18 protein-coding genes, 1 tRNA gene and 1 pseudogene are annotated in these 25,084 nt (G+C 64.9%); 12 read left to right on the top strand and 8 right to left on the bottom strand.

Annotated elements, in window-relative coordinates; genetic code table 11:
• Positions 1-11: 11 nt before the first annotated feature.
• From murA to EAH73_RS10525, 3 genes are all read right to left on the bottom strand, one after another.
• The gene (gene murA / locus EAH73_RS10515; RefSeq protein WP_140466461.1) at positions 12-1,316 is read right to left on the bottom strand and encodes a UDP-N-acetylglucosamine 1-carboxyvinyltransferase; all 1,305 of its coding nucleotides are present in this window, start codon (positions 1,314-1,316) and stop codon (positions 12-14) included.
• 84 nt (positions 1,317-1,400) lie between these two features.
• Positions 1,401-2,156, bottom strand: a complete 756-nt coding sequence (locus EAH73_RS10520) for a DUF4290 domain-containing protein (RefSeq protein WP_140466462.1) — start codon at positions 2,154-2,156, stop codon at positions 1,401-1,403.
• Between the two features lie 204 nt (positions 2,157-2,360).
• The gene (locus EAH73_RS10525; protein WP_140466463.1) at positions 2,361-4,616 is read right to left on the bottom strand and encodes an ATP-dependent helicase; all 2,256 of its coding nucleotides are present in this window, start codon (positions 4,614-4,616) and stop codon (positions 2,361-2,363) included.
• Positions 4,617-4,711: 95 nt separating this feature from the next.
• On the opposite strand from EAH73_RS10525, the gene EAH73_RS10530 reads away from it, so the two are divergent.
• A complete protein-coding gene (locus tag EAH73_RS10530; RefSeq protein ID WP_140466464.1) occupies positions 4,712-5,287 on the top strand; it encodes a DUF3109 family protein in 576 nt (191 codons plus the stop codon).
• 168 nt (positions 5,288-5,455) lie between these two features.
• On the opposite strand, the pseudogene EAH73_RS10535 reads toward EAH73_RS10530, so the two are convergent.
• Positions 5,456-7,003: pseudogene (locus EAH73_RS10535) on the bottom strand (malate:quinone oxidoreductase); the annotation flags it as partial.
• A gap of 119 nt (positions 7,004-7,122) precedes the next feature.
• Between EAH73_RS10535 and EAH73_RS10540 the strand changes: the two are divergent.
• Together EAH73_RS10540 and EAH73_RS10545 are read left to right on the top strand one after the other, a co-directional pair.
• Positions 7,123-8,220 (top strand): asparaginase, encoded by a 1,098-nt coding sequence (locus EAH73_RS10540; RefSeq protein WP_140466466.1) that lies wholly within the window; start codon positions 7,123-7,125, stop codon positions 8,218-8,220.
• Between the two features lie 128 nt (positions 8,221-8,348).
• Positions 8,349-8,436: transfer RNA gene (locus EAH73_RS10545), tRNA-Ser, on the top strand.
• A gap of 128 nt (positions 8,437-8,564) precedes the next feature.
• Here the strand turns inward: EAH73_RS10545 and EAH73_RS10550 are convergent.
• Entirely contained in the window at positions 8,565-9,593 is a 1,029-nt protein-coding gene (locus EAH73_RS10550) for a hypothetical protein (RefSeq protein WP_140466467.1), read from the bottom strand.
• Positions 9,594-10,130: 537 nt separating this feature from the next.
• On the opposite strand from EAH73_RS10550, the gene EAH73_RS10555 reads away from it, so the two are divergent.
• The 6 genes from EAH73_RS10555 (at position 10,131) to EAH73_RS10580 (ending at position 15,015) form a co-directional block, all read left to right on the top strand.
• Complete coding sequence (locus EAH73_RS10555) at positions 10,131-10,574, top strand: hypothetical protein (protein ID WP_140466468.1); 444 nt, start codon at positions 10,131-10,133, stop codon at positions 10,572-10,574.
• A 240-nt stretch (positions 10,575-10,814) separates the two neighbouring features.
• Positions 10,815-11,240 carry a hypothetical protein gene (locus EAH73_RS10560; protein WP_140466469.1) on the top strand — a complete coding sequence of 142 codons (426 nt, stop codon included), beginning with the start codon at positions 10,815-10,817 and terminating at the stop codon, positions 11,238-11,240.
• A gap of 129 nt (positions 11,241-11,369) precedes the next feature.
• Entirely contained in the window at positions 11,370-12,176 is an 807-nt protein-coding gene (locus EAH73_RS10565) for a DUF4468 domain-containing protein (RefSeq protein WP_140466470.1), read from the top strand.
• A gap of 274 nt (positions 12,177-12,450) precedes the next feature.
• Positions 12,451-12,762 (top strand): hypothetical protein, encoded by a 312-nt coding sequence (locus EAH73_RS23390; protein WP_193560200.1) that lies wholly within the window; start codon positions 12,451-12,453, stop codon positions 12,760-12,762.
• Between the two features lie 209 nt (positions 12,763-12,971).
• The gene (locus EAH73_RS10575) at positions 12,972-14,417 is read left to right on the top strand and encodes an MFS transporter (RefSeq protein WP_140466472.1); all 1,446 of its coding nucleotides are present in this window, start codon (positions 12,972-12,974) and stop codon (positions 14,415-14,417) included.
• A 79-nt stretch (positions 14,418-14,496) separates the two neighbouring features.
• Positions 14,497-15,015: a DinB family protein gene (locus EAH73_RS10580; protein ID WP_140466473.1), complete on the top strand. Its 519-nt coding sequence runs from the start codon at positions 14,497-14,499 to the stop codon at positions 15,013-15,015.
• 77 nt (positions 15,016-15,092) lie between these two features.
• Here EAH73_RS10580 and EAH73_RS10585 read toward each other — a convergent pair whose 3' ends face one another.
• Complete coding sequence (locus EAH73_RS10585) at positions 15,093-16,763, bottom strand: amidohydrolase (protein ID WP_140466474.1); 1,671 nt, start codon at positions 16,761-16,763, stop codon at positions 15,093-15,095.
• Positions 16,764-16,819: 56 nt separating this feature from the next.
• Positions 16,820-17,590 carry an AMP nucleosidase gene (locus EAH73_RS10590; RefSeq protein WP_140466475.1) on the bottom strand — a complete coding sequence of 257 codons (771 nt, stop codon included), beginning with the start codon at positions 17,588-17,590 and terminating at the stop codon, positions 16,820-16,822.
• Between the two features lie 130 nt (positions 17,591-17,720).
• On the opposite strand from EAH73_RS10590, the gene EAH73_RS10595 reads away from it, so the two are divergent.
• The 3 genes from EAH73_RS10595 to EAH73_RS10605 all read left to right on the top strand — a co-directional run bounded on the left by EAH73_RS10595 (position 17,721) and on the right by EAH73_RS10605 (position 20,255).
• The gene (locus EAH73_RS10595; protein ID WP_140466996.1) at positions 17,721-18,191 is read left to right on the top strand and encodes a type I restriction enzyme HsdR N-terminal domain-containing protein; all 471 of its coding nucleotides are present in this window, start codon (positions 17,721-17,723) and stop codon (positions 18,189-18,191) included.
• 33 nt (positions 18,192-18,224) lie between these two features.
• Entirely contained in the window at positions 18,225-19,082 is an 858-nt protein-coding gene (locus EAH73_RS10600) for a fumarylacetoacetate hydrolase family protein (protein ID WP_140466476.1), read from the top strand.
• Between the two features lie 144 nt (positions 19,083-19,226).
• Positions 19,227-20,255 (top strand): aldo/keto reductase, encoded by a 1,029-nt coding sequence (locus EAH73_RS10605; protein ID WP_140466477.1) that lies wholly within the window; start codon positions 19,227-19,229, stop codon positions 20,253-20,255.
• A 175-nt stretch (positions 20,256-20,430) separates the two neighbouring features.
• On the opposite strand, the gene EAH73_RS10610 is transcribed toward EAH73_RS10605, so the two are convergent.
• Entirely contained in the window at positions 20,431-24,717 is a 4,287-nt protein-coding gene (locus tag EAH73_RS10610; protein ID WP_140466478.1) for a hybrid sensor histidine kinase/response regulator transcription factor, read from the bottom strand.
• Positions 24,718-25,084: the final 367 nt, after the last annotated feature.

Consider the following 25,084-nt stretch of genomic DNA (forward strand, 5'->3'; position numbering starts at 1 on the left):
AACCAGGTTGGCTACAAGCGCCGAATATCGGCACCCAATGCGTTGAGGCGCTGGTCGATGAACTGGTAGCCGCGGTCAATCTGCTCCACGTTGAGGATGGTGCTGCTGCCCTCGGCGCTGAGCGCGGCAATGAGCAGGGCCACGCCGGCCCGGATATCGGGCGAGGTCATGGTGATGCCGCGCAGACGCGTGCGCTGATCGAGGCCGATGACCGTGGCGCGGTGCGGGTCGCAGAGAATAATTTGGGCCCCCATGTCGATGAGTTTATCGACAAAAAATAGGCGGCTCTCGAACATCTTCTGGTGGATGAGCACCGTGCCCTTGGCCTGGCAGGCCACCACCAGCACAATGCTGAGCAGGTCGGGGGTGAAGCCCGGCCAGGTGTGGTCGCTGACGGTTAGGATGGAGCCGTCGAGATAGGTGTTGATTTCGTAGTGCGGCTGGGCCGGGATGTGGATGTCGTCGCCGCGGAATTCGATCTGGATGCCCAGCTTGCGGAACGTGTCCGGGATGAGGCCCAGCTCGGGAATCTGGCAATCCTTGATGGTGATTTCGGAGCCCGTCATGGCCGCCAGGCCAATGAAGGAGCCGATTTCAATCATGTCGGGCAGCATGCGGTGCTCGGTGCCGCCCAGGCTTTCCACCCCCTCAATGGTAAGCAGGTTGGAGCCAATGCCCTGGATGTTAGCGCCCATGCGCACCAGCATGCGGCACAGCTGCTGCAAATAGGGCTCGCAGGCGGCGTTGTAGATGGTGGTGGTGCCCTCGGCCAGCACGGCGGCCATCACGATGTTGGCCGTGCCCGTCACCGAGGCCTCATCGAGCAGCATGTGGGTGCCCTTGAGCTTGCCGTCGGCCTTGATGCGGTAGAAATCGGTGCCCTCCAGGGTGAGCTGGCCGCCGAGCTTTTCGAGGCCCAGAAAGTGCGTGTCCATCGGCCGGCGGCCGATTTTGTCGCCGCCCGGCTTGGGCAGCTGGCAGCGGCCGTAGCGCCCGAGCATGGGCCCCAGAATCATTACCGAGCCGCGCAGGGCCCCGGCTTGCTTCACGAATTCGGGCGAATCCATGTAGTCCAAGTGCACGTCTTCGGCCTGGAAGCGGTAGGTGTCGGTGGCCAGCTTGCCCACTTTCACGCCCATGTCGCGCAGCAGCTCGATGAGCTTGTTGACGTCGCGGATGTCGGGGATGTTGCTGATGGTGACCGGCTCGGGGGTGAGCAGCACTGCGCAGAGGATTTGCAGGGCTTCGTTTTTGGCACCTTGGGGCGTGATTTCGCCGCGGAGCGGCTGGCCGCCGCGCACTTCAAATGCAGCCATAAGTTTCGGGAAAGGGTAAGCGGGAGTAAATAAAAAACCGCCCGGCTGGCGTGGGCCAACCCGGCGGCGTGAAAAGGCAAGTGGTTACTGCGGTGGCTGCTGGGGCTCTTGGCGGCCCTTTTTGCCGTTTTTCTTGTTGCGTTTCTGGCCGTTGCCGAAGCTGTTGTTGCCGTAGCCGTTGCCGCTGGGGGCCCCAGTGCGGCGCGGCTGGTTGGCCTGCGAGGCGAAAGGTGCGCGGCTGCTGGCGTTGCCACCGCCCGTGCTGGGGGCTACGCCGGGGCCCATCTCAAACAAATCCTCTTGGTCCACCATGGCGGGGTCCAGCTTCAGTTGGCCGTTCGACAGCTCGCTGAGGTGGCGGATGATGGTGGCATCCTTGGCGTTTTCCTTGTTGTGCTGGCGGAACAGGAACTTCATCGTGCGCCCGATCTGGATGGCGGCCTGCTCACGCTCTTCCGGAGTTTCCAGCGTTAGGGCCTTGGCGATGAGGGCCTCGATGGCACGGCCGTAGGCGCGCAGGCGCGGCGGCTGGCGCGGGTAGGGTACGGGCTTGGGGCGCGTCACGCGCAGGCTCACGGGGCGCAGGGCCACGGGGGCCTCCAACTCTATTTCCTCGCCCAACAGGGCCGACAGGTGGCTCCAGAGGCGGGTTTGAATGTCGGGCTGGTCGCGCAGGGCGGGCTTGAGGCGCAGGATAAGCTGCACGATCTGGGCGGCGCGGCGGGTGCGCTCGGCCACGTCTTCCACCGCGCGCAGGCCCTGGATGAGCTGGTAAGTGCTTTGCCCGTACTCGCGCACCAGCAGCTGCAAGTGGAAGGGCAGGGATTGAAACTCGTTCATAATAACTGGGAGTGGGAAGCGAGGAGCGGGCAGCGGTGCAAAACCCGCCGGGGCCCCCGCCGGCCTAAAGGTAAGGGCCGGTTTTGTAGAACGGAGTGGCACTCCGTTGCGGGTAAGATTCGCCGATGAAATAGGGCCCCGGAGCAGTTGGGGGCCCCGGGCGGCCGGCGCCCTGGGCTAAGGGCATCGGAGTGCCGCTACGTTTTACAAATGAATGCGCAGCTTGGCGAAGCTCAGCAGCAGCACCTTCTCGCCCACTTCCTCAAAGTCGATAGTGGCCTTGGCGCCGGCGGGCTCCTTTTCCAGCAAGCGCACCACGCCGAAGCCGAACTTGGGGTGCTCCACGCGCTGGCCGGCCACCAGGTTCTTGGTGTCGGAAGGGGCGAAGTCGGCCGGGGCCACGTACTTGGTGGCGGCCACTTTGCGCGGCAGCACCGGCACCAGGTTCGAGCGGCGCTCGAACACGTGCTGGAAGGGCTGCTCGCCCGCGCCGGGGCCACCGCCGGATGCGAACTTGAAGTGCACAAAGGCCGGGTCGATTTCGTCCAGGAAGCGGCTTTTCTCGGCGCTGCGCAGGTTGCCCCACTGGTAGCGCGAGGTGGCGTAGCTCAAGGTCAGCTTCTTCTCGGCCCGCGTGATGGCCACGTAAAACAGGCGGCGCTCCTCCTCCAGGTCGGCCCGCGAGGTAATCATCATCTGGCTCGGAAACAGGTTTTCCTCCATGCCCACGATGAACACGTTGCGGAATTCCAGGCCCTTGGCCGAGTGAATGGTCATTAGCGTTACGGCCTCGCCCTCCTGCGCAGCGTCCTTCAGGTCGGAGTCCGTCACCAGGGCAATGTCCTGCAAAAAGGCCCCCAGGCTCTTGTCCTCGCGCTCGGGGTCGTCCACGTATTCCTTGATGCCGTTGAGCAATTCCTGGATGTTCTCGTAGCGCGAGAGGCCCTCAATGCTCTTGTCGGCGTACAGTTCCTCAATCATCCCCGAGTTCTTGGCGATGAACTTGGCGGCCTCAAACGCATCTTCGCGGGCGGCCAGGGCGGTGTAGGCCTTGATGTTCTCGGCGAAGGTGACGACCGGGTTGGAGATGCGGGCCGGCACGAACTGATCGGCGTTGGCCACCACTTCCCAGAGGCTGTGGTTGGCGGCCTCGGCGGTGGCAATGAGCTTGCTGATGGTGGTGTCGCCGATGCCGCGCTTGGGGTAGTTGATGACGCGGCGCAGGGCCTGCTCGTCGTTCTGGTTCACCGTCAGGCGCAGGTAGGCCACCAGGTCCTTGATTTCCTTGCGCTGGTAAAAGCTCAGGCCCCCCACAATCTTGTAGCGGATGTTGAGCTTGCGCAGGGCTTCCTCCATGGCCCGGCTCTGGGCGTTGGTGCGGTAGAGAATGGCGAAGTTGTCGTACGACAGGTGCCCGTTCATCTTGTCCTCGAAGATGGTGGTGGCCACCAACTTGCCTTCTTCATTGTCCGACGCGGCCTTGATGACCTCGATGAGCGTGCCCTCTTCGTTCTCCGAAAACACGTCCTTGCGCAGCTGCGCCTGGTTGTTTTTGATGACCGAGTTGGCCGCCTTCACAATGTTCTGAGTGGAGCGGTAGTTCTGCTCCAACTTGAAGATTTTCAGCTCCGGGTAGTCTTTCTCGAAGTTGAGGATGTTGGTAATATCGGCGCCGCGGAAGGCGTAGATGCTCTGCGCGTCGTCGCCCACTACGCAGATATTCCGCTCTTTAGCCGCCAGCTTGCGGGTGATGAGGTACTGCGAGTAGTTGGTGTCCTGGTACTCGTCCACCATCACGAACCGAAACATGTTCTGGTACTTGTTCAGCACGTCGGCGTGCTCCCGAAACAGCACGTTGGTGTTGAAGAGCAGGTCGTCGAAATCCATGGCGCCGGCCTTGAAGCAGCGCTGCTGGTACTGCTGGTACAGCACCCCAATCTTGGGCCGGAGCGCCGCCTCGTCGTCGGCCTTTATGGAGGCGTCGCTCAGGTACTGGTTCACCGAAATCAGCTTGTTCTTGGCCGCCGAGATGCGGCCCAGCACGAGGCCCGGCTTATAAAGCTTGTCGTCCAGCTCCAACTCCCGGATAATCTGGCCGATGAGCGTCTTGGTATCCTGGGTGTCGTAGATGGTGAAGCTGCGCGGGTAGCCGATTTTGTCGGCCTCCGAGCGCAGGATTTTGGCGAACACCGAGTGGAAGGTGCCCATCCACAAGCTGCGGGCGTTGGGGCCCACCACCTTTTCCACGCGGGCGCGCATTTCCTTGGCGGCCTTGTTGGTGAAGGTGAGGGCCAGGATATTAAACGGGCTCACGCCTTGCTCCAGCAAGTGGGCGATGCGGTAGGTGAGCACCCGGGTTTTGCCCGAGCCGGCCCCGGCGATAATCATGCAGGGGCCCTCGGTTTGCATCACCGCGCCGGCCTGGGAGGGGTTGAGCAGGGAAAGATAATCTAATGCCATCGGTAGAAAGCCGCCGAATTGACGGTAGTTACAAAGGTAACCCCGGGGCCCGGGGGCGCAACCCGCCCGCGCCGGCCGGGCGGTATCTTTGCGGTATGATTATTATCCAGCAAACAGTTATTTCCGACGACCTCGCCGACAACTTTTTCGTCTGCAACCTGGAGGCGTGCAAGGGCGCCTGCTGCGTGGAAGGCGACCTGGGGGCCCCCTTGGAGGAGGCCGAGCTAAAAATTCTGGAAACGGAGTACGAAAACATCAAGCCCTTCCTCACCGAAGCGGGCCGCCAGGCCATTGCCGAGCAGGGCCTCTACATCAAGGATTGGGAGGACGACTATAGCACAACCACGATTGGCGACCGAGAGTGCGCCTACGCGCTATATGATGGCAAAGGCATCCTGAAATGCGGCATCGAGGAAGCGTATTTGGCGGGGGCCACCACGTTCAAAAAGCCCATTAGCTGCCACCTGTACCCCATTCGCATCACGAAGTACGAAGAGTTTGAGGCCTTGAACTACGACCGCTGGAGCATCTGCTCGCCGGCCTGCTCGTACGGCGCCAACCTGGGCGTGCGGGTGTACCAGTTCCTGAAAGACCCGCTCATCCGCAAGTACGGCGAGGACTGGTACAACGAGCTGGACCGCGAAGTGCAGAGCCAGCTGGGGGCGAAATAACCCCCTTTTTGGCTGCTTAAAACCAAAAAACTGTCATCCCGAACGAAGTGAAGGATCTGAGGCCCCTTGAACCGCTTACAGTAATTAATACTGCGCGCCGTTCAAGTGTCCTCAGATCCTTCACTGCGTTCGGGACGACAAGAGGGTGCCCATTTCAGGGCCCCCAGCCTACGCCGGCACTACGTGCAGCACATCCTGGCCGCGCTGGCGCACGGCGGCGCACAGGGCGGGGTTGTCGGCCAGCTTCTGGCCAAAGGAGGGCACGAGCTCGCGGAACTTGGCCTGCCACTCGGGCGTGGCGGCCTGCTCGGGGAAGCAGCGCTGCACGAGGTCAAGCATGATGGCCACGGCGGTGCTGGCCCCGGGCGAGGCCCCCAGCAGCGCGGCAATGGATCCGTCGGCGGCCGTCACCACCTCGGTGCCGAACTCCAGCACACCGCCCTGCTTCTTGTCCTTTTTGATGACCTGCACGCGCTGGCCCGCCACGGCCAGCTCCCAGTCGGCGGGGTTGGCCTCGGGGTAGTACTCGCGCAGGGCGGCGATGCGCTCGGTGGGCGTGAGCAGCACCTGGCCGATGAGGTACTTGGTGAGGCCCAGGTTGCGGGCCCCGGCAAAGAGCAGCGGCCGGATGTTGCCCAGCTCAATGGAGCGGAACAAATCGGTGTAGGAGCCTTTTTTGAGGAACTTGGTGCTGAAGCCGGCGTAGGGCCCAAACAGCAGTTCCTGGCGGCCGTTTATCTGGCGGGTGTCGAGGTGGGGCATGCTCATGGGGGGCGAGCCCACGGCGGGCTTGCCGTACACCTTGGCGTCGTGGCGGGCCACCACTTCGGGGTTCAGGCACTTCAGCCACTGGCCGCTGACGGGGAAGCCGCCGAAGCCGTTGGCCTCCGGGATGCCCGATTTTTCGAGCAGGTGCAGCGAGCCGCCGCCGGCCCCAATGAACACGAACCGGGCGCGCACGTTGCGCTTGGTGCCGGCCTTCAAGTCCTTCACCTTCAGGCGCCAGGTGCTGCCGTCGTCGCGGCGCTTGATGCCGCTCACCTCCTGGCCCAGGGTAAATTTCACGCCCGGCAGGCCCTGCAAGTGTTCAAACAAGGTGCGGGTGAGGGCCCCAAAGTTGACGTCGGTGCCGATGGCCATGCGGGTGGCGGCCACGGGCTGCGACCGGTCGCGGCCGTCCATCACCAGCGGAATCCACTCGGCAATTTTTTCCGGGTCGGTGCTGAACTCCATGCCCTCGAACAGGGGCGAGTGCAGCAGCGCGGCGTGGCGCTTGCGCAGGTACTCCACGTTGGCCGCGCCCCACACGAAGCTCATGTGCGGAATGGCGTGGATGAACGAATCGGGGTCGGGGAGGGTGCCCTGCTCCACCAATGAGGCCCAAAACTGCTTGCTCAGCTCGAACTGCTCGGCGATTTTATCGGCCTTGGAAATGTCGATGGAGCCGTCGGGGCGCTCGGGCGTGTAGTTCAGCTCGCAGAAGGCCGAGTGGCCGGTGCCGGCGTTGTTCCAGGCGTCGGAGCTTTCAGCGGCCACCTCGTCGAGGCGCTCGATGATTTCGACGGTCAGGTTGGGCTGGAGCTGCTTGAGCAGCGTGCCCAGCGTGGCGCTCATGATGCCGGCGCCGATGAGCACAACGTCGGTAATAACTTTAGGAGGGGAGGGGGCAGCGAATTCGGACGCCATAGCAGCAAAAACCAGGGATGGGGAAAAGCAAACGGCCGGGACCCGGCCAAGGGCCTCATACGGGCCGCGGGCGGGCGGGGCCGCCGCCGCGGCAAATTTAGGGCCCCCGGCCCGCCTAACCTGCGCCCGGCCCTACTTTCGCCCCCCGTATGCCCACGCCCCCCAACCCCGCCGCCCTGCCCCTGGTGCCCCTGCCCACCCTGGCCGACCCCACCGATGCCACCGCCCCGCACGTACTGCTCGTGTACACCGGCGGCACCGTGGGCATGGCCGTGAACGCCGCCGGCGAGCTGGCCCCCATGGAGCTGAGCCGCCTCGACGGCCAGATGCCCGAGCTGGCCCGCCTGCCCCTGCGGGTGTCGCTGCTGAGCCTGCCCGAGCCCATCGACAGCAGCAACGTGGACCCCGCCGACTGGCTGTTTCTGGCCCAGCTCATTGGTACGCACTACGCTGGTTTTGACGGGTTTGTGGTGCTGCACGGCACCGACACGATGGCCTACTCAGCGGCAGCTCTCAGCTACCTGCTCGAGCACCTGGGCAAGCCCGTGGTGTTCACCGGGGCCCAGGTGCCGGTGGGGGCCCGGCGCTCCGATGCCCCGCGCAACCTCGTGACGGCCCTCGAAATTGCCGCCGCCCGCCACCCCCGCGCCGGCACCGTGCGCGTGCCCGAGGTGGGCGTATTCTTCAACGACGTGCTCATCCGCGGCACGCGGGCCAAAAAGGTGGAGAGCCAGCAGTTTGCGGCCTTCAAGAGCGAGAACTACCCGCCGCTGGCCCGGGCCGGCATTGGCCTGTACTTCAGCGATAAAAGCATTCGGCGGCTGCCCACCGCCCCCCTGCGCGTGCACCAGCGCCTCGAAACCAGCGTGGCCGTGCTGCACCTGTTTCCGGGCATCACGGCGGCCGTGGTCGAGGCCGTGCTGGGCGTGCCCGGCCTGCGCGGCTGCGTGCTCGCCACCTACGGCTCGGGCAACGCGCCCACCGCCGCGTGGTTCACGGAGAGCCTGCGCCAGGCCCGGGCCCGCGGCGTGTGGCTGCTCAACGTGAGCCAGTGCGTGGAGGGCCGCGTGGTGCAGGGCAAGTACGAAACCAGCGCCGCCCTGGCCAGCCTGGGCGTGGTGGGCGGCGACGACATCACCACCGAGGCGGCCGTTACCAAGCTCATGTTTGTGCTCGGCCTGGGCCTCGGCGAGGCCCACACCCGCCAGCTGCTGGGCGAGAACCTGCGGGGCGAAATCACGCCCTGATCCTCGCTGGGGCCCCCAGCCGGCCCCATTAAAGCATAGGTCCCGGGGCCCAAAAGCAACGCCCGGGCCCCAAAGGCTTGCCGGGCCGGCCGGGGCCCCGTACCTTTGCCCTAGATTACTGCCATCCTAGAGGGGTGTCCGAGTGGTCGAAGGAGCACGCCTGGAAAGTGTGTATGGGCCAAAAGCTCATCGTGGGTTCGAATCCCATCCCCTCTACACTGCTGTTTTACGGCAGCAACCCCAGCTACCAAAAACCCCGCTTGCAGCTCGCAAGCGGGGTTTTTGCTTTTCAGAAAGCCGGGCCGGGGCTTGGCGGCCCAGCCCCGGTGGCTGCCCCGGCGGGCCTATTGCTGCCAGTACTTGCGGCTGGCCACCGCGCCGTTGGCGTAGGTGCTCACTTCCAGCAGGAAGCCGGGGCGCGGGGCCCCCAGCCGCTGGCCCACCTCGTTGTACCAGGCCCGGCTCACCAAGGTAGCCCCGCCGCTGACCACGGCCACCGGCGAGTAGCGGAAGCTGGCGTCGGCGTCCACGATGCGCAGGCGGTAGTACTGGGTGCCCGGGCGGGCTTTGTCGGTGGCCGCGTAGGTGCTTGCGCCCTTAGCCGGCTGTTGGCTGAGCGGCGCGAAAACCTGCCCGTCGGGGCTGTGCTCCACTTCGTAGCGGGCGGCGTTCACCTCCTGGGCCGTGCGCCAGCGCAGCGCCACACCGCCCGCCGCCGGCTCGGCCGTGAAGCTGACCAGCTGCACGGGCAGCGGCGCGCAGCCCACTATTTTCCCGCCGGCTGCCCAGCTTTGCGCCAGAAAAGTGCCGCAGTTGCGGATCAGGCCCGCGTTGGCAAAGCCCTCGCTGTACACCTGCATCCAGCCGTCCGCGTCGTTTTGCACCACGGCCCCCGCGGCCAGCACCAGCGCCGTGGTGGCGCACTGGTGGGCGTTGTGCACCGTCGCGCCGCTGGCCAGCGTCAGCTGCTCCAGCGAGAGCATGTAGCGGTTGGTGAGGGTGGCCTGCGCGGGCAGGGCCACGGTGGCGGCAATCCACACCCAGTCGTTGACGATGAGCTGCCCGGTGCCCTCAAACGTGACCTGGCCGGTGTACACGGTGTTCGTTGGGATGTGGAGCGACTCGCCGGCCCGCAGCGTCACGTCCTGCGTGGGCCGCAGCTGCGCCTCGCCCACCGTGTAGGTGTAGGCCTGGGCCCTGGCCCCCCCCGCCGCGGCCAGCACCAGGCCGCCGATGGCCAGCAAGCGCTTCAGCCGGGTGGCCAGCTTAGGGCCCCGGGCCCGCGCCGGCAGCTGGTGAGCGGACATCCCAGAGGCGGTGGCGGGGCCAGCGGGCAGGGCAATTTGCGGGGCGGTAGCGTAGCAGTATAGCATATAACAAAACGAATTATTGATCTAATTTTAATGCTATTTATAATAAAATATTTTAACCAATAAAGGTTGATATTGAGCAAATATAAAACTATTGACCGCATTTGCACCATTGCCTTAACATGATATTATGCAAATTGCATTCGTTGATGATTTGCTAGAATTGAAGCGGGTGGCACTCCCGTCCTGGGGGCCCCGGCGCAGCGGCCCCGGCCCCACGCGGCCCGGGCAGGAGGGGGGCACGGCCGCCCGGCGCCCCCGCGCCCGGGCGCGCGCCCAACCAGCTGTGTGTCCGGTCCTGGCCAAGCGCCGGACGCAGAAAAAATCAGCCCAAATAATTGATAGATAGAAAGTTGGAGCTTGCGAAAAGCACGTGCTTAATAACCTGCCCCGGGCCGGCCACTCGCCGCCAGGCCAGCGCCGGCCACTGGTAGTAATTTTGCGGCCCATGGGGGCCCCAGCTGCCCCGCAGTGGAAACCGCATCAGTAGGGAAGAATTTTTCGTATACAGCTCTCACACACTTCTTTCCCATCCCACCCATGCTCAGTTCCTCCTTTTTGCTGGCGGCCTTTGTCGCCCTTTCGGGCCCCTCCGCGGCCGATGCCCAGCTTCAGCCGGGCGTGTACCTCAGCAGCGCCGAAGTAGTGCGCAACGCCCCGGCCCGGCCCGGCCACGTCGAGCGGCACCAGCCGGCCCGCGGCCACTTGGTAGTGGTGGCGGACGGCACCCACGCCGTGCACCACGTGCCGACGGCCCACGCCTGGGGCTTCGCCAACGCTGAGCACCAGGTATTCCGCTTGGTAAAACACCAGGCATACTTGGTCACGCACCAAGACAGCGTGGTGCTGTACAGCCGCCCGCGCACGGTGCAGTACGGCCGTAACGCAAACACCTTTACCGAGCAGTTTTTCAGCATCGGCCTCGACGGGGAGCTGTACCCGCTCACCCGGCGCAAGCTCCGGCAGCAGCTGGCCGCCCGCTAGCGCCTGCCTGCTGGGGCCCCGGGCGGGGCCCTGGCTTGGCCAGGGGGCGAGCCGGCCGCCAGGGCCCGCCTGGAAAAAATAATTAGTCAGTGCAGCGGCTAGCTAATACGCTGTGGGCGTGTTTGTGGTCCTGCGTATGGTTCACCTTAGGGTGGTTTGGGGCGGGTGGGCCCGGCGCGCACAAGTCGGCCAGAAGCCATACCTTGGAATCGTGTGTTCTACCCCGATGCCCGCCCCTGCATGTCGATTAATTTACCCACTCCGCCGCTGCTCGAGCTAACCCTGCGCCCCGACCTGGACGTGCTGCTGGGCCGCTGGCACTACCAACCCGCCGACCCCGCCGACCTGCGCCCCTGCTACGAGCAGCTGGCCGACCTGGCCCTGTCGGCCAACTGCCGCTTCTGGCTGCAAGACCTGCGCCGCCGCGCCTCGCCCGACGCCGAAACCAAGCGCTGGCTGCTCGAAGAATACTACCCGCAGGTGGCGCGCCGCCTGGGCAAGCGCCTGCTTGTGGCCTACTTGTTCAGCCCATCGATGCACCACCTAATCGTGGATGCCCCCGACTACGCCCCGCCCGAAGCCTATGCCGGTCAAGTGTACGGGCTCGATTTTTTTGGTGACGAGGGGGCCGCCATCGCGTGGCTGCAAGGGCACCAGGGCGCGTAGGGGCCCTGGCGGCACCGTGTGCCCGAGGCTCGGGGAGCCAGCGCTAGGGCGCATCGGGCGCAAACCCTGGCGGCGCTGCTACTTTTGGGGCCCCGGGGCCTCCTTTTTCCCCGCGCGTTGCTCCTGTTGATGAAAGCTGCCTCTCTGTTCTGTTTGCTGGGGCTGCCGCTGGCCGCCGCTGCCCAAAAGCTGCCGGCCCACGACCCGCCCGTGACCTACTACATTGGGGTGGCCCAGGCCCCCCTCTACCGCAGCGCGGCCGACACGGCCGGCCGGCCCGCCAAGTACTTGCCTAGCCAAACGGCGGCCGTGGTGGTGGGCCGCCTCTCGCCCCGGTGGGTGGTGGTCGAGCTGGGCGGCTTCCGCTACCTCACCCCGGCCGATAAGCTGACCGACTACGACCCCGCCGACGCCGACGCGCTGCCTGTGGACCCGCGCACGCACCGCATTGCCTACGAGGGCGTGGTGCGCGTGCCGGGCGCCACCCAGGCCGAGTTGCTGGCCCGGGCCACCGCCTGGGTGGCGCAGGCCTACCCGCTGGCCAACGCCGTAGTGGACCCGGGCCCCGCCGCCGGCCAGTTGGTTATCAAAGGCACGCAAATCGCCACCTTCCGCACCGCCTACGCCGGGGTGGCGCGCGGCAGCTACGCCGGCGTGGTGCAGCACACGCTCACGCTCTACACCAAGGACGGGGCCTACAAGTACGTGCTCACCGACTTGGTGCACGACGCCGCCGGCACGCCCAACCTGCGCTCGGGCGGGCCCCTGGAGCAGGAAAAAGCCAGCCTCTTTGGCTACGCGGGCCTCGGCAGCCGCGCCTCGTGGGACGAACTGAAAACTACCGCCACCCGCGACGTGCGCCGCCTGCTCGCCACCCTGCAAACCGCCATGACCTTGGGGGCCGCTCCGGCCGCTCCAAATCCCGGCGAGTTTTAAACCCGGTTCGCTTGGCCGCTGGCCCGTCCCGCTATTCTTATCATCGATTGGATGGGCAAGCAGTGGTCGCTGGAAAGCAAATTTTATGCGCGAGTGTATATTTTTCTAAATCGCTCAAAACCTGAAAGTCTCGCAAATAGTAATAGCACAATAGCCATACAATTTTGGCTTTTTGCAGCTATTGTATTGGCTGTCACGTAAAAGCCTCCGCAAGGTTTGGTAATTGCCGCAATGCGGTGCTCGCCAACTAATCATTTACCTAAGAAAAGATTTTATGAAAGAGACGAAAAAGTCATTGTTCGCCATCCCAGTTTTTGCGGCTGCATTTTGCGCAAGCGCAATCTTTTCTTCCTGCACGGGCTCGTCCGACGTGTCGCGTACCGGTACCGACTCGAACAGCAACACTTCGGTAACTAGTGATACCACGCGCACCACCACCACGCCGGGTACCACCACCACGCCGGGTACCACCACCACGCCGGGTACCACCACGCCGGGCACCACCACTACGCCCGGCACCACCACTACGCCCGGCACCACCACTGCCCCTGGCACGACAACGACTCCTACCACGCCGCCGCGCTAGGCTGCGAAGCCCATTTGCGGCCACTCTGCAAAGCCGCCCTTTCCGTACCGGAGGGGGCGGCTTTTTTGGGCCTATTGCGCGGCGCGCCATGCCGAAACGTGGCCTAGGCAAACTCCCCGCCCGCAACTGCCAGGCCCTGGGGCCCCGAAAGCGTCGAAAACCCGCTACCTTGGCTGCTGTGCGCGCTTTCATCCCCGCGCCGCCCCTTTATGGCTGCATCTGCTACGCTCCCGGGGCCCGTCGCCGGGCCCGTTGAAAAAGATAACAAGCGCATCACCACCGGCTGGACGTTCTACGACTGGGCCAACTCGGTGTACCCGCTCGTTATCACCAGCTCCATTTTTCCCATTTATTGGGGCAGCATCACCAAGGCCATCAACCCCACCGATGAGGTTGATTTCCTGGGGTTTCAGGTGCCCGGCTCGTCGCTGCTGACCTACGCTATTTCGTTTTCCTTTCTGCTCATCGCCCTGGTCAGCCCGTTCCTCACGTCGCTGGCCGACTACTCGGGCCGCAAGAAGCTGTTCCTGCAAATTTTCTGCTACCTGGGGGCCCTGAGCTGCGCCGGGCTGTACTTTTTCACCAAGGACAACCTCACGCTGAGCACCTTTATTTTCATTGCCGCCACCGTGGGCTTCAGCGGCAGCATCGTGTTCTACAACTCGTACCTGCCCGAAATTAGCTCCGAGGAGAAGTTCGATTCGCTCTCGGCGCGGGGCTTTTCGATGGGCTACATCGGCTCGGTGCTGCTGCTGGTTATCTGCCTGGGCATCATCATGGGGCCCCACCTGGCGGGCGGGCCCGAGGGCGTGGCCCTGTTCGGCATGAGCACGGGGCAGGCCACGCGGCTGAGCTTTTTGCTGACGGGCGTGTGGTGGATCGGCTTTGCCCAGATTCCGTTCTTCACCCTGCCGCCCGACACCGGCCGCCCGGCCGACGCCCCCGTGAGCGAAGACGGCTGGCTCCTCAACGGCTTCCGCGAGCTGGGCAAGGTGTGGGAGCAGCTCAAGCAGCAGCCCAACCTCAAGCGCTTCCTGCTGGCCTACTTCACCTACAACATGGGCGTGCAAACGGTGATGTACGTAGCCACTATTTTCGGCGACAAGGTATTGCACCTTGATAGTACGTCGCTCATTACCACCATTCTGCTGCTCCAGGTGGTGGGTATTTTAGGGGCCTGGCTGTTTGCCAAAATCTCGGAGCGCATCGGCAACACACGGGCCCTGAGCTGGGCCGTGTTCATCTGGATGCTCATCTGCATTGCCGGCTACTACGTGCAGGCTGGCTGGAGCTTCTACGCCTTGGCCGGTGTCATCGGCCTCACCATGGGCGCGGTGCAGAGCCTCTCGCGCAGCACGTATTCCAAAATCATCCCCGAAAACACGGTCAATGCGGCCGCTTATTTCAGCTTTTTCGACGTAGTGGAGAAGCTGGGCATCGTCATCGGCACGCTCTCGTTTGGCCTGATCGGGCAAATCACGGGCTCGATGCGCAACAGCATTTTGTCGCTCATCGTGTTCTTTATCTTCGGCTTAGGCTTTTTGCTGACGCTGCGCGGCAAGAAGCTGCGCGATGTACCGGCCACCAACCCCGCCACGTTCCCGGGGCCCCCGGCCGCCTCATCCGCCGCCAGCACCCCCAGCACGCTGAAATAACCGGCGGCCGGCCCCGTCTTGGCCCGGCGGGCCCCGTATCGGTGCTTTGTTCTAATCTTTTTCTCACCCCAAATTTTCCATGCACACCGCCTCCGTCCAACAAAACATCCTCGAAGAGCTAGACCGCGAGCTAGCCGTGACGCGCCAGGTCCTGGAATGCGTGCCCACCGACCACTTCGACTACCAGCCGCATCCCAAGTCGATGAAGCTGGGACAGTTATCCTCGCACATCGTCAATCTGCTGAAATTCAAGCAGCTGTTTATCGAAGGCAGCGAGCGGGACTTCCTCGATACCAGCGCCCCCAAGCCCCCGCCCAGCCCCACGTCGTCCGAAGAGCTGCTGGCCCGCTTCGACCAGTTCAGCGCCGACCTGCGCCAGGCCCTGCACGATTCGAGCGACGAAAAGCTGGGTGAAACTTTCCAGCTGCGCCGCGGCGAACAAGTGCTGATGGACCGCCCCAAGGGGGCCGCCCTGCGCATCATGGGCCTGAACCACAGCATCCACCACCGCGGCCAGCTCACGGTGTACCTGCGCCTGCTCGACATTCCGGTGCCCGGCGTGTACGGCCCCAGCGCCGACGCCATGGGCGGATTTTAACCCAAGCTTACCCGCAAAAGAAGGGGCCCCGCACTGTGCGGGGCCCCTTCTTTTTGGCAACGGAACGGCGCCGCTCGCTAAGGCTTCGCTGCGAATACTTGCTTGCCGCCAATCCAGGTTTGCTGCACTTTGGCGTCGTGCAGCTGCTCGTTGGGGGCCCTAATCAGGTCGGTTTTCAATACCACGAAATCGGCCAGCATGCCGGGCTTTATCTGCCCCTTGCGCCGCTCCTCGAAGCCGGCGTGGGCGGCCCAGGTGGTCATGCCGCGCAGGGCATCGGGGCGGCTCAGGGCGTTTTCCATCTGGAAGCCGCCGGTGGGGAAGTTCTTGGCGTCCTGCCGCGCCACGGCGGCGTGGAAGCCGTAGAGCGGGTTGATGTCCTCCACCGGGAAGTCGGAGCCCAGCGCCACCTGGCCGTACTGCTTGCGCAGCGCCTCGTAGGCGTAAGCGGTTTTCAGGCGCGGGGCCCCCAGCCGCTCGCCGGCCCAGTACATGTCGGAGGTGGCGTGGGTGGGCTGCACCGAAGGCACGATGCGGTACTGCCCGAACTTGGCCACGTCCTGCGGGCTCACCACCTGCGCGTGCTCGATGCGCCAGCGCCGGTCGGGCTGGCCATTCAGTACCGCCCCGTAAATGTTCAGCAGCAGCCGGTTGCTGGAGTCGCCGATGGCGTGGGTGTTCATCTGGAACTTGGTGGCCGCCAGCTCCTTGGCCAGGTTACGGTAGTAGTCCGGGTTTTGCAGCAGGAAGCCGGTTTCCTTGGGCCGGTCGGTGTAGGGGGCCAGGAGCGCCGCCCCGCGCGAGCCCAGGGCCCCGTCGGCGTACACCTTGAAGGAGCTGATGGTCAGGTTATCGCTGAAATAGGGCCCCCGGGGCAGGTAGTACGCCTTGTTGACGGGCGTGGGGTTCAGCATGGCGTAGAGGCGCAAGTGCAATTTGCCGGCCGTCTGCAACGCCGCCATCTGGTCGATGTCCTCCTTGTCGAGGCCCGCGTCGGCAAGGCTGGTGAGGCCCACGGCGAGGCAGTTTTGCTGGCCTTGCAGCAGCAGGCGCGCCGCCTCGGCCGGGCTCGGCTCGGGGATTTTAGCCGCCACCAGTTTCACGGCATTGTCCACGAGCAGGCCGGTGAGGCGGCCGCGGGCGTCGCGCCCAATCACGCCCCCACTGATGGGCGTGGCGGCCGTGACGCCGGCCAAATCCAGCGCCTTTTGGTTGGCCACCGCCGCGTGCCCGTCCACCCGGGCAATGAGCACCGGCACGTTCGGAAACAGCTGGTCCAGCGTGTCTTTGGTGGGGAAGCGCTGGCCGGGCCAGTCGTTCTGGTCCCAGCCGCGGCCCGTGAGCCAGGCCGCGTCTGGCTGCTGCTGGCGGTGCCGCACGAGGCGGGCCACCGTTTCGCCCCACGACGTAGCGCCCACCAAGTCAGCTGCTTGCAGGCCCAGCGCGTAGCGGTAGAAGTGGCAGTGCGCGTCGTAAAACCCGGGATAAATGAACTGCCCTTGGGCATCCACTTCCTTCGCTGCCGAGTAGCGCCCCGCCAAATCGGCCGCCGTGCCCACGGCCACAAACTTGCCGTCCTTCACCGCAAACGCCTGCGCCTTGCTAAACGCCGAATCGACGGTGTACACCGTGGCGTTGGTCACCAGCAAATCGACGGCCTCGCGGCGCGGCTGACAACCGTTTAGGGCCCCCAGGGCCAGCAGCGCCGCGCCCAGCCCAGGGCCCCAAAACGTAGTAAAGTGCGTCATTTGCAGCGACTTAAAATAATCAGCCGAATCACGATTAATAAGTTAAAATCAGCGATTTAGTCGAAACGCATGTGCTTCACCGACTCGCCCGAGTTCTTCAGCTCCAGCAGCGACTCGATGCCGATTTGCAGGTGCTGCTGCACGAAGTTGGTGGTCACCTTCGAGTCCGATTCCGACGTTTTCACGCCCTCGGGCGTCATCGGGTTGTCGCTCACCAGCAGTAGGGCCCCGTGGGGGATGTCGTTCATGAAGCCGCACACGAAAATGGTGGCCGTTTCCATGTCCACGGCCAGGGCCCGCACGCGCTTGAGGTAGTCCTTAAATTCCTGGTCGTGCTCCCAAACCCGGCGGTTGGTGGTGTATACGGTGCCGGTGTAGTAGTCCAGCTCGTGCTTCTTAATCATCGACGAGACAGCGCGTTGCAGCCGGAAGGAGGGGAGCGCCGGAATCTCCTTGGGCAGGTAGTCGTCCGAAGTGCCGTCGCCGCGGATGGCGGCAATGGGCAGCACCAAATCGCCAAGCTTGGTCTTTTTGAGGCCCCCGCACTTGCCCAGAAACAGCGCCGCCTTGGGCTTGATGGCCGAGAGCAAATCCATCACCGTGGCCGCCATCGGCGAGCCCATGCCGAAGTTGATGATGGTGATGCCGCCCGCCGTGGCCGACTGCATCGGCTTGTCGAGGCCTTGCACCTTCACCCCAAACTGCTCGGCAAACATGTGTACGTAGTTGCTGAAGTTGGTGAGCAGAATGTACTGCCCAAAGTCGCCGAGCGGTACGCCGGTATAGCGTGGCAGCCAGTTTTTTACGATGTCTTCTTTGGTCTTCATGTGGGTGTTGTTTGACTGCAAGGGCAGGATGAGTGGCCGTTAAAAAAAGAAAAGCCGCCGCCCCAAGTTGGGTGCGACGGCACGGCGGGCAGCTCCTGAAACGCGGCGGGCCCCCGTACCTTTGGAGGTGATGCAAGCGTTGGACCTGCCGCCTTTCGAAGCCAAACTTACGCAATCGGCCACGAACCAGCCGCTTATTTGGGACGTGCTGCGCCGCAAGCACGTGGTGCTCACGCCCGAGGAGTGGGTGCGCCAGCACGTGGTGCACTACCTGGTGGGGCACCTGGCCTACCCGCGCGGCCTGCTGGCCCTGGAGCGCGGCCTGCGCTACAACCAGCGCCAGAAGCGCACCGACCTGCTGGCCCTGGGCCCCACCGGCCAGCCCCTGCTGCTGGTGGAGTGCAAGGCCCCGCACGTGGCCATCGACGGGGCTGTGGCCCGCCAGGCCGCCACCTACAACCAAACCGTGGGGGCCCCGCTGCTGCTGCTCACCAACGGCCTGGTGCACTACTGCTGGCGCGTCGATCTGGTGGCCCGTACCAATGAGCGGCTCGGTGAAATCCCCGCCTTCGCGGCGGCCGTGGCGCTGGCCGGGCCGTAAGCACTGTGCCGCCAACTTCCTCAATCCTGTTCCATGCAATTATTTCGCTTCGGCCCGCTGGGGCACGAGCAGCCCGGCGTGCGCACCGCTGCTAGCCAACATCTTGACGTAGCGGCGTTTGGCGAAGACTACAATGAAGCCTTTTTCGCCACCGACGGGCCGGCGCGCCTGGCTGCCTGGCTGGGGCCCCACGCCGGCCAGTGCCCCGCCGTGCCCACCGATGCCCGCCTGGGGAGCTGCGTGGCGCGGCCGTCCAAAATCGTGTGCATCGGCCTGAACTACCGCGGCCACGGCGCCGAAACCGGCCTGGGCGCGCCCACCGAGCCGGTGTTTTTCCTGAAAGCTACCTCCGCCCTGTGCGGCCCCCACGACGACGTGGTGCTGCCCCGCGGGGCCACCAAGCTCGATTGGGAAGCCGAGCTGGCCTTCGTTATCGGCCGCAAAGCGTCCTACGTGGCCGAGGCCGACGCCTTGGGCCACGTGGCCGGCTACACCGTCCTCAACGACTACAGCGAGCGGGCCTTCCAGCTGGAGCGCGGCGGGCAGTGGGCCAAGGGCAAAAGCGCCGATACGTTCGCCCCGCTGGGGCCCTACCTCACGCTGCCCGCCGCCGTGCCCGACCCCCAAAGCCTGCGCATCTGGCTCACCGTCAACGGCGAACCCAAGCAGGACGGTACCACCGCCGACATGGTATTTAGCGTCGCCAAGCTCATCAGCTACGTTAGCCAGTTCATGACTTTGCTGCCCGGCGACGTGGTTTCGACCGGCAGCCCGGCCGGCACCGGCGTGGGCCTGCACCCGCCGCAGTACCTGCGCGCCGGCGATGCGGTGGCGCTGGGCATCGCGGGCTTGGGCGAGCAGCGGCAGCGCGTGGCGGCGCGGCCGGGGTAGGGGCCCGGGCGAACACCAGGGGCCCTGGGCGGTTGTTTGCGGTGCTTCAGGGTACTTGCTAGGGTATCTGGCGAAGTTATTCGTCTGCGCAATTGGCGGCTGGTTTTCTACCGGCCGCGCACTTTCTCACCAACGCCAACAACCATGAAATACAACCTCTTGGGCAATACGGGCCTGAAAATTTCTGAAATTTGCCTGGGCACCATGACGTTCGGCAGCGTCGGGGGCCGGTTTGCCGCCATCAACGGCGTAGACCAGGCCGGGGCCGACGCCATCCTCAAACGCTCGCTCGACGCGGGCGTCAACTTCATCGATACGGCCAACGTGTACACCGAAGGCCAGTCGGAGGAAATCACCGGCCAGGCCATCCGCAACCTGGGCGTGCACCGCGACGACCTGGTGTTGGCCACCAAAGTGCGCGGCAAAATGGGCGAGGGCCCCAACCAGGTGGGCCTTACCCGCAAGCACATTGTGGCGCAGGCCGAGGCCAGCCTTAAGCGCCTGCACACCGACTACATCGACCTCTACCAAATCCACAGCTACGACCCGCTCACGCCCCTCGACGAAACGCTGCGGGCCCTCGACGACCTCGTGCGCAGCGGCAAGGTGCGCTACATCGGAGCCAGCAACCTGACAGCCTGGCAGTTGATGAAGGCCTTGGGTATTTCGCACTACGAGCACCTGGAGCGGTTTGCCTCGCTGCAAGCCTACTATACCCTCGCCGGCCGCGACCTGGAGCGCGAGTTGGGGCCCCTGCTGCTCGACCAGAAGGTGGGCCTCATGGTGTGGAGCCCGTTGGCCGGTGGCTTCCTTAGCGGCAAGTACACCCGCGAAAACCAAAAGGCCGAAGGCGGCCGCCGCAGCGGCGGCTTCGACTTCCCGCCCGTCAACAAAGACTTGGCCTTCGACATCATCGACAAACTGCAACCCATGGCCGAGGCCAAGGGCAGCACTGTGGCCGCGCTGGCCCTGGCCTGGCTGCTGCACCAGCCGGTGGTGAGCACCGTCATCATCGGCGCCAAAAAGATGGAACAGCTCGAAGACAACCTCACGGCAGTAGATGTAAAATTTACGCCTGAGGAGCTGGCGCAGCTCGCCGAAGTAAGCCAGCTTGCCCCCGAGTACCCCGGCTGGATGGTGGACTTCACCAGCGGCGACCGCAAGGTGGAGTAGTTTTTAAGTTAAAAGTTGAGAGTTAAAAGTTAAAACCCTTCCCGACGCTTGGCCGAGAAGGGTTTTAACTTTTAACTCTCAACTTTTAACTTAAAAACTAAGCCGTTACAGGACTCAGCACGTGGGCCACGTCCACCAGGGGCCAAGCCCGGATTAGCCGCCGGGGCCCCAGTGGCTAGCCGTTGGCTTCATCCTCTTCACTTTCCACGAGCAGGGCCGCGCCGCGGTCGGGGCGGTGCTGCTTAGCGTATTCGGAGGGGGCCACGCCGTAGATTTTCTGGAACGTTTTGCGGAAGTATTTTACGTTTTCGACGCCCACCTGGAAGGCTATTTCGGTGATGCGCAACTGGCTGTGGGTGAGGAGCTGGGCCGCCCGCTTCATGCGCACGTCGCGGATGAACTCGACCGTGGTTTGGCCCGTGATGCCTTTGACGCGACGGTAGAGCACCGACTGGCTCAGGCACAGGTCGCTGGCCAGCACCTGCACCCCGAAGGCGGGGTCATCGAGGTGTTGCTCTACGGCGCGCATGGCCTGCTCCAGGAAGGTGCGGTCGGCGTCGGCGACGACGATTTCGGTAGGTTCCAGCAAAATCTGGCGCTGGTAGAACTCGCGCATTTTCAGGCGGTTGCGCAGTAGCGCGGTGGCCTTGGCTTGCAGCACCAGCGGGTTGAAGGGCTTGCTCACGTAGTCGTCGGCCCCCAGGCCCAGGCCCTCTACCTCGTGCAGGGCGGCGGTGCGGGCCGTGAGCAGCAGCACCGGCACGTGGGCCGTTTTGGGGTGTTGCTTCAGCTTGCGGCACAGCTCCAGGCCGTCGGAGCGGGGCATCATCACGTCCGAGATGATGAGGTCGGGGAGCTGGGCCAGGGCCTTTTCCCAGCCGTCGAGGCCATCGGCCGCGGCCAGCACTTCGTACTCACTGCCAAAGAGTTGCTGCAAGTACTGGCGCACCTCGTCGTTGTCTTCCACCACCAGCAAGCGCGGGCGGGCGGGCAGGGACTCGGTGGGTAAGTCGGACGCGATTGGGTCGAAGGCGGGGGCGGTTTCGGCCAATTCGGCCGCTAGCTCGGCCTGCTCGGCTTCGGCCAGCACGTCGCCGGGCTGCAAGTGCGCCCGGCCGAAGGGCAGCCGCAGCCGGAAGGTGGTGCCCGCGCCTACCTCGCTCGTTACGTGGAGGTTGCCGCCGTGGCGCTCGGTGAACTGCTTGGCTAGCGAGAGCCCGATGCCGGTGCCCGTCATGCGCAGCGTATCGGTGTGCGAGGCCTGGTAATAGGGGTCAAAAATGCGCGCCAGTTCCTCGGCCCGGATGCCGACGCCCGTGTCCACCACGCTTATTTCGAGGTAGTTGCCCGCCAGCTCGCCCTGTTGAAACACGGCCTCGCCGCCGGGGCTGCCCACCACCGTGGCCGCGAGCGTGAGCTGCCCCCCCGCCGGCGTGTACTTAAAGGCGTTGGCCAGCAGGTTGGTTAGCACGATTTCGAGCTTGCTGCGGTCGAAGTGCAGCAGCACCGCCTCGGCGGGCACGTCGAGGGTGTAGGCGAGGCCTCGCTCGGTTGCTTGCTGCTTGAAAACCAGGTAGCTATCGGTTAGGAACTGCACCACGTTGCCGTAGCTGGCGCGTAGCGGCACATGGCCACTTTCCACCTTGCGGAAGTCGAGGAGCTGGTTTACCAGGTCGAGCAGCTTGCGGGTTTGGCGGTGCATGAGCTGCACCTTGTCGCGGAGGCCGCTCACGGGACCCGGCGCGCCGATTATTTCTTCCATGGGGCCCAAAATGAGGGTGAGCGGCGTGCGCAGCTCGTGGCTCACGTTGGTGAAAAAGCCCAGCTTGAGGTTGGTCAGCTCCTTCTCCTTTTCGGCCTGGAAATGCTCGAGGGCCAGCTTGTTGCGCAATCCTTGCTGGGTTATCTCGAAGCGCCGATACAGCACCATGAGGCCCAGCAAAACCAAGCCGTAGAGCAGGTAAGCCCAGCCGGTTTTGTACCAAGGGGCCAGCACCTCAAATTGCAAAGTGGCCGGTGCTTTGGCCCATACGCCCTCGCCGTTGTCGGCCTGCACTTGCAGGGTGTAGCGGCCGGGCGGCAGGTTGGTGAAGCTGGCCGTGCGCTGGCCGGGGCCCGGGTACACCCAGGCGGGGTTGTAGCCCAGCAGGCGGTAGGCGTAGTGGTCTTTGTGCGGGTTGGTGTAGTTGAGGGCCACAAAATCCACCGAAAAGTCGTTTTCCGACGGCTTGATCGTCACCGTTTGGGGCTCCGATAGGGGCCCTGCCAGCACCAGGCGGCCGTTAAAGGGGCGCCCCACGGCCACCGGCTGATTAGCAATGCGCAGGTCTGTGAGCTGCACCACCGGCGGGTACGGATTGGCCTGAATATCAGAAGGCTGGAAATAGGTGATGCCGTTAATTCCCCCGAAATACAGTGTGCCGTCCTGGGCGCGGGCCGCCGCCCCGATCTTAAACGCGTTGCTCTGGAGGCCGTCGGCCACGTCGTAGCGCAGGTACTGGCGGGTGGCCGGCGTGAAGCGGTAGAGACCGGTGCCGCCCACCCACAGGTTGCCTGCGTCGTCGGCCAGCAGGCTTTCCACGTCGCTCTCGGGCAGGTACCGGCTGAAGCTGCGCAAGGTGTCGCGGCCCTGCGCCGTAGTGGTGAGCTGCTGGAGCCCCCCGCCGAGCGTGCCAATCCAGAGGGCCCCGCCCTCGCCCAGCAGCAGCGGCCAGACGTAGTTGACGGGCAAGCCCCCGGCCCGGCCCCCGGCGTAGCTGAACTGCCGCAGCAGCCGCAGCGAGTCGGCGGTGGGGCGCAGCTTGAGCAGGCCCGCGTCGCGGGTGCTGGCCCACAGCACGTTGCGCGGGGCATCGTAGAGCAAAAAGGTGAACTGGTTGGTGGGCAGGTGGGCCGTGGCCATGTCGTAGTGGCCCAGCAGGCGCCCGTCGGGGCCCAGGCGCAGCAGCCCTTTCGAGAACGTGGCCACCCAGAGCGTGCCCTGGCCGTCCTGGGCCAGGTGCTCGAGGCGGGTGCTGGTGAGGTCGAAGGTGCCCGTCCGGCGGTAGGTGGTGAGCTGCGTGCGGCCGCCGGTGCGGCGCACGGCCGTCAGGCCGTGGTCGCGGGTGCCCACCCAGAGCGTGCCATCGGCGGCCCGGAAGATGGTGGCCGCATCCACGCCGCGCCCCGTGTCGGCGGGCTGGCTGAGGTAGGTTTGCGACGTGCGGCGGGCCAAGTCGTAGGCCGTCAGGCCATTGCGGGTGCCAAACCAGAGCGTGTTGGTGGCCTCTTCCTTGTAAATGGCGTTGATGTAGTTGTTGGCGTTGGAAAGTGCCGGCTGCCCCGTGAGCTGGTGCCGCAGCCGCCCGAAAGCCCGTTGCCGCAGGTCTACCTTATTAAGGCCCCCGGCCGAGGCGCATAGCCACATCAGTTGGTGGTTGTCCTCAAACAGCTGGTGCACGCGCTCCGAGTTGATGCTGTAGGGCTCGTCGTCGCGGGGCTGAAATCGGGCCGGGTGGCCGGCTTGCAGCGGCGGCGCGGCGGCCGTGGGGGCCCCGGCCTCCCACACGTAGAGGCCGTGCAGGGTGCCCGCCCACAGCCGGCCAAACGAATCGAGGCGCAGGGCTTGCACGCGGGGGTAGTGGTAGGGCAGGGCGTGGGGCACCAGCGCCTGCCGGGTGCGCCGGCTGGCGGCCGATACCCAGTAGATGGTGCGCTCGGCCCCCACCCACAGGTCGCCCCGGCGGTCGAGGTGCAGGGCACTTACGGGGGTACCCGCCAGGGCGGTGGGCAGCAGGGGCCCCGCGGGCCCGCTGGCGGCCGGCAGCACCAGCAGCCCCGCGTCGAACGAGCCCACCCAGAGGTTGCCCTCGGCATCGGCGGCCAGGCCCGAGATGCGCGTCAGTGCCGGCTGCCCGGGGGGGGCGGTTGGCAGCTGGCGCAGGGCCTCCACCTGCCCCTGGGGGCCCAAGCGCAGCATAAACAGTCCGTTTTGGGCCGTGCCCACCCACAGGCGGTGCTGGCGGTCGGCCACCAGGGCCGTCACGTCGCTGCCGGCCAGGCGCTGCGCGGCGGCGCGGTCGGCGGCCGGCACGGCGCGGTCGGCCAGGCGCTGAAAAACGTCGTGGCCCGCGTCGTAGTAGCTGAGGCCCGAGTGCTCGGCCCCCACCCACAGGCGCTCGTCGGGCCCCACGAGCAGAGCCGTTATCCGGTTGCTGGACTGGCCGTTGCGTGGGTTGATGGGCAGCATGTACTGCTTCAGGCCGTAGCCGTCGTAGCGGTTCAGGCCCCGGTTGGTGCCAATCCAGAGGAAGCCGGCGCGGTCTTTAATCACGGCCATGGCGTCGCTGTGCGAGAGGCCCTGGTCCACGGTGATGTGCTCGAAGCGGAACGCGCCCGGCGGGGCGTTCTGCGCCCGGGCCACTGGCCCCAGCAGCCCGGCCAGTACCACCAATAACCAACGAAAGCCTGCGGGAATTTGCACGAATAGTGGCCAGTGAAGGGGGCGGGAATGGGTGCCGTTTCAGCGCCGAGCCCCCCGTTCCATTACCCTAAAGTTAAGGCTGTTTCCGAATAGGGCCCCGCCGCCGCCCGCGCCGGCCCGCAAAGCAACCGATTGCCAAGCGCCTATCCGCCGGGGCCCCAGCAACCGGTTGCTTTAGCCAAGAAATGCGCTGAAAACAGCTTTTGGTAGCACTTTAGTAATTTTTGAGCCGCTTTTTGACCGATTTGGGCCCCCTGGCGGGCAATCCGGCCCGCTACTTTTGCTACGGTAATCTGCTGCGCGGCCCATTCATTTAAGCCCTTGCAATAGTTTCCGCTTCTTTCCTGACGGCCTTTCCCACCCGCCT

This window comes from Hymenobacter nivis, from assembly GCF_006439025.1.
GTDB classification, from domain to species: Bacteria; Bacteroidota; Bacteroidia; order Cytophagales; family Hymenobacteraceae; genus Hymenobacter; species Hymenobacter nivis_A.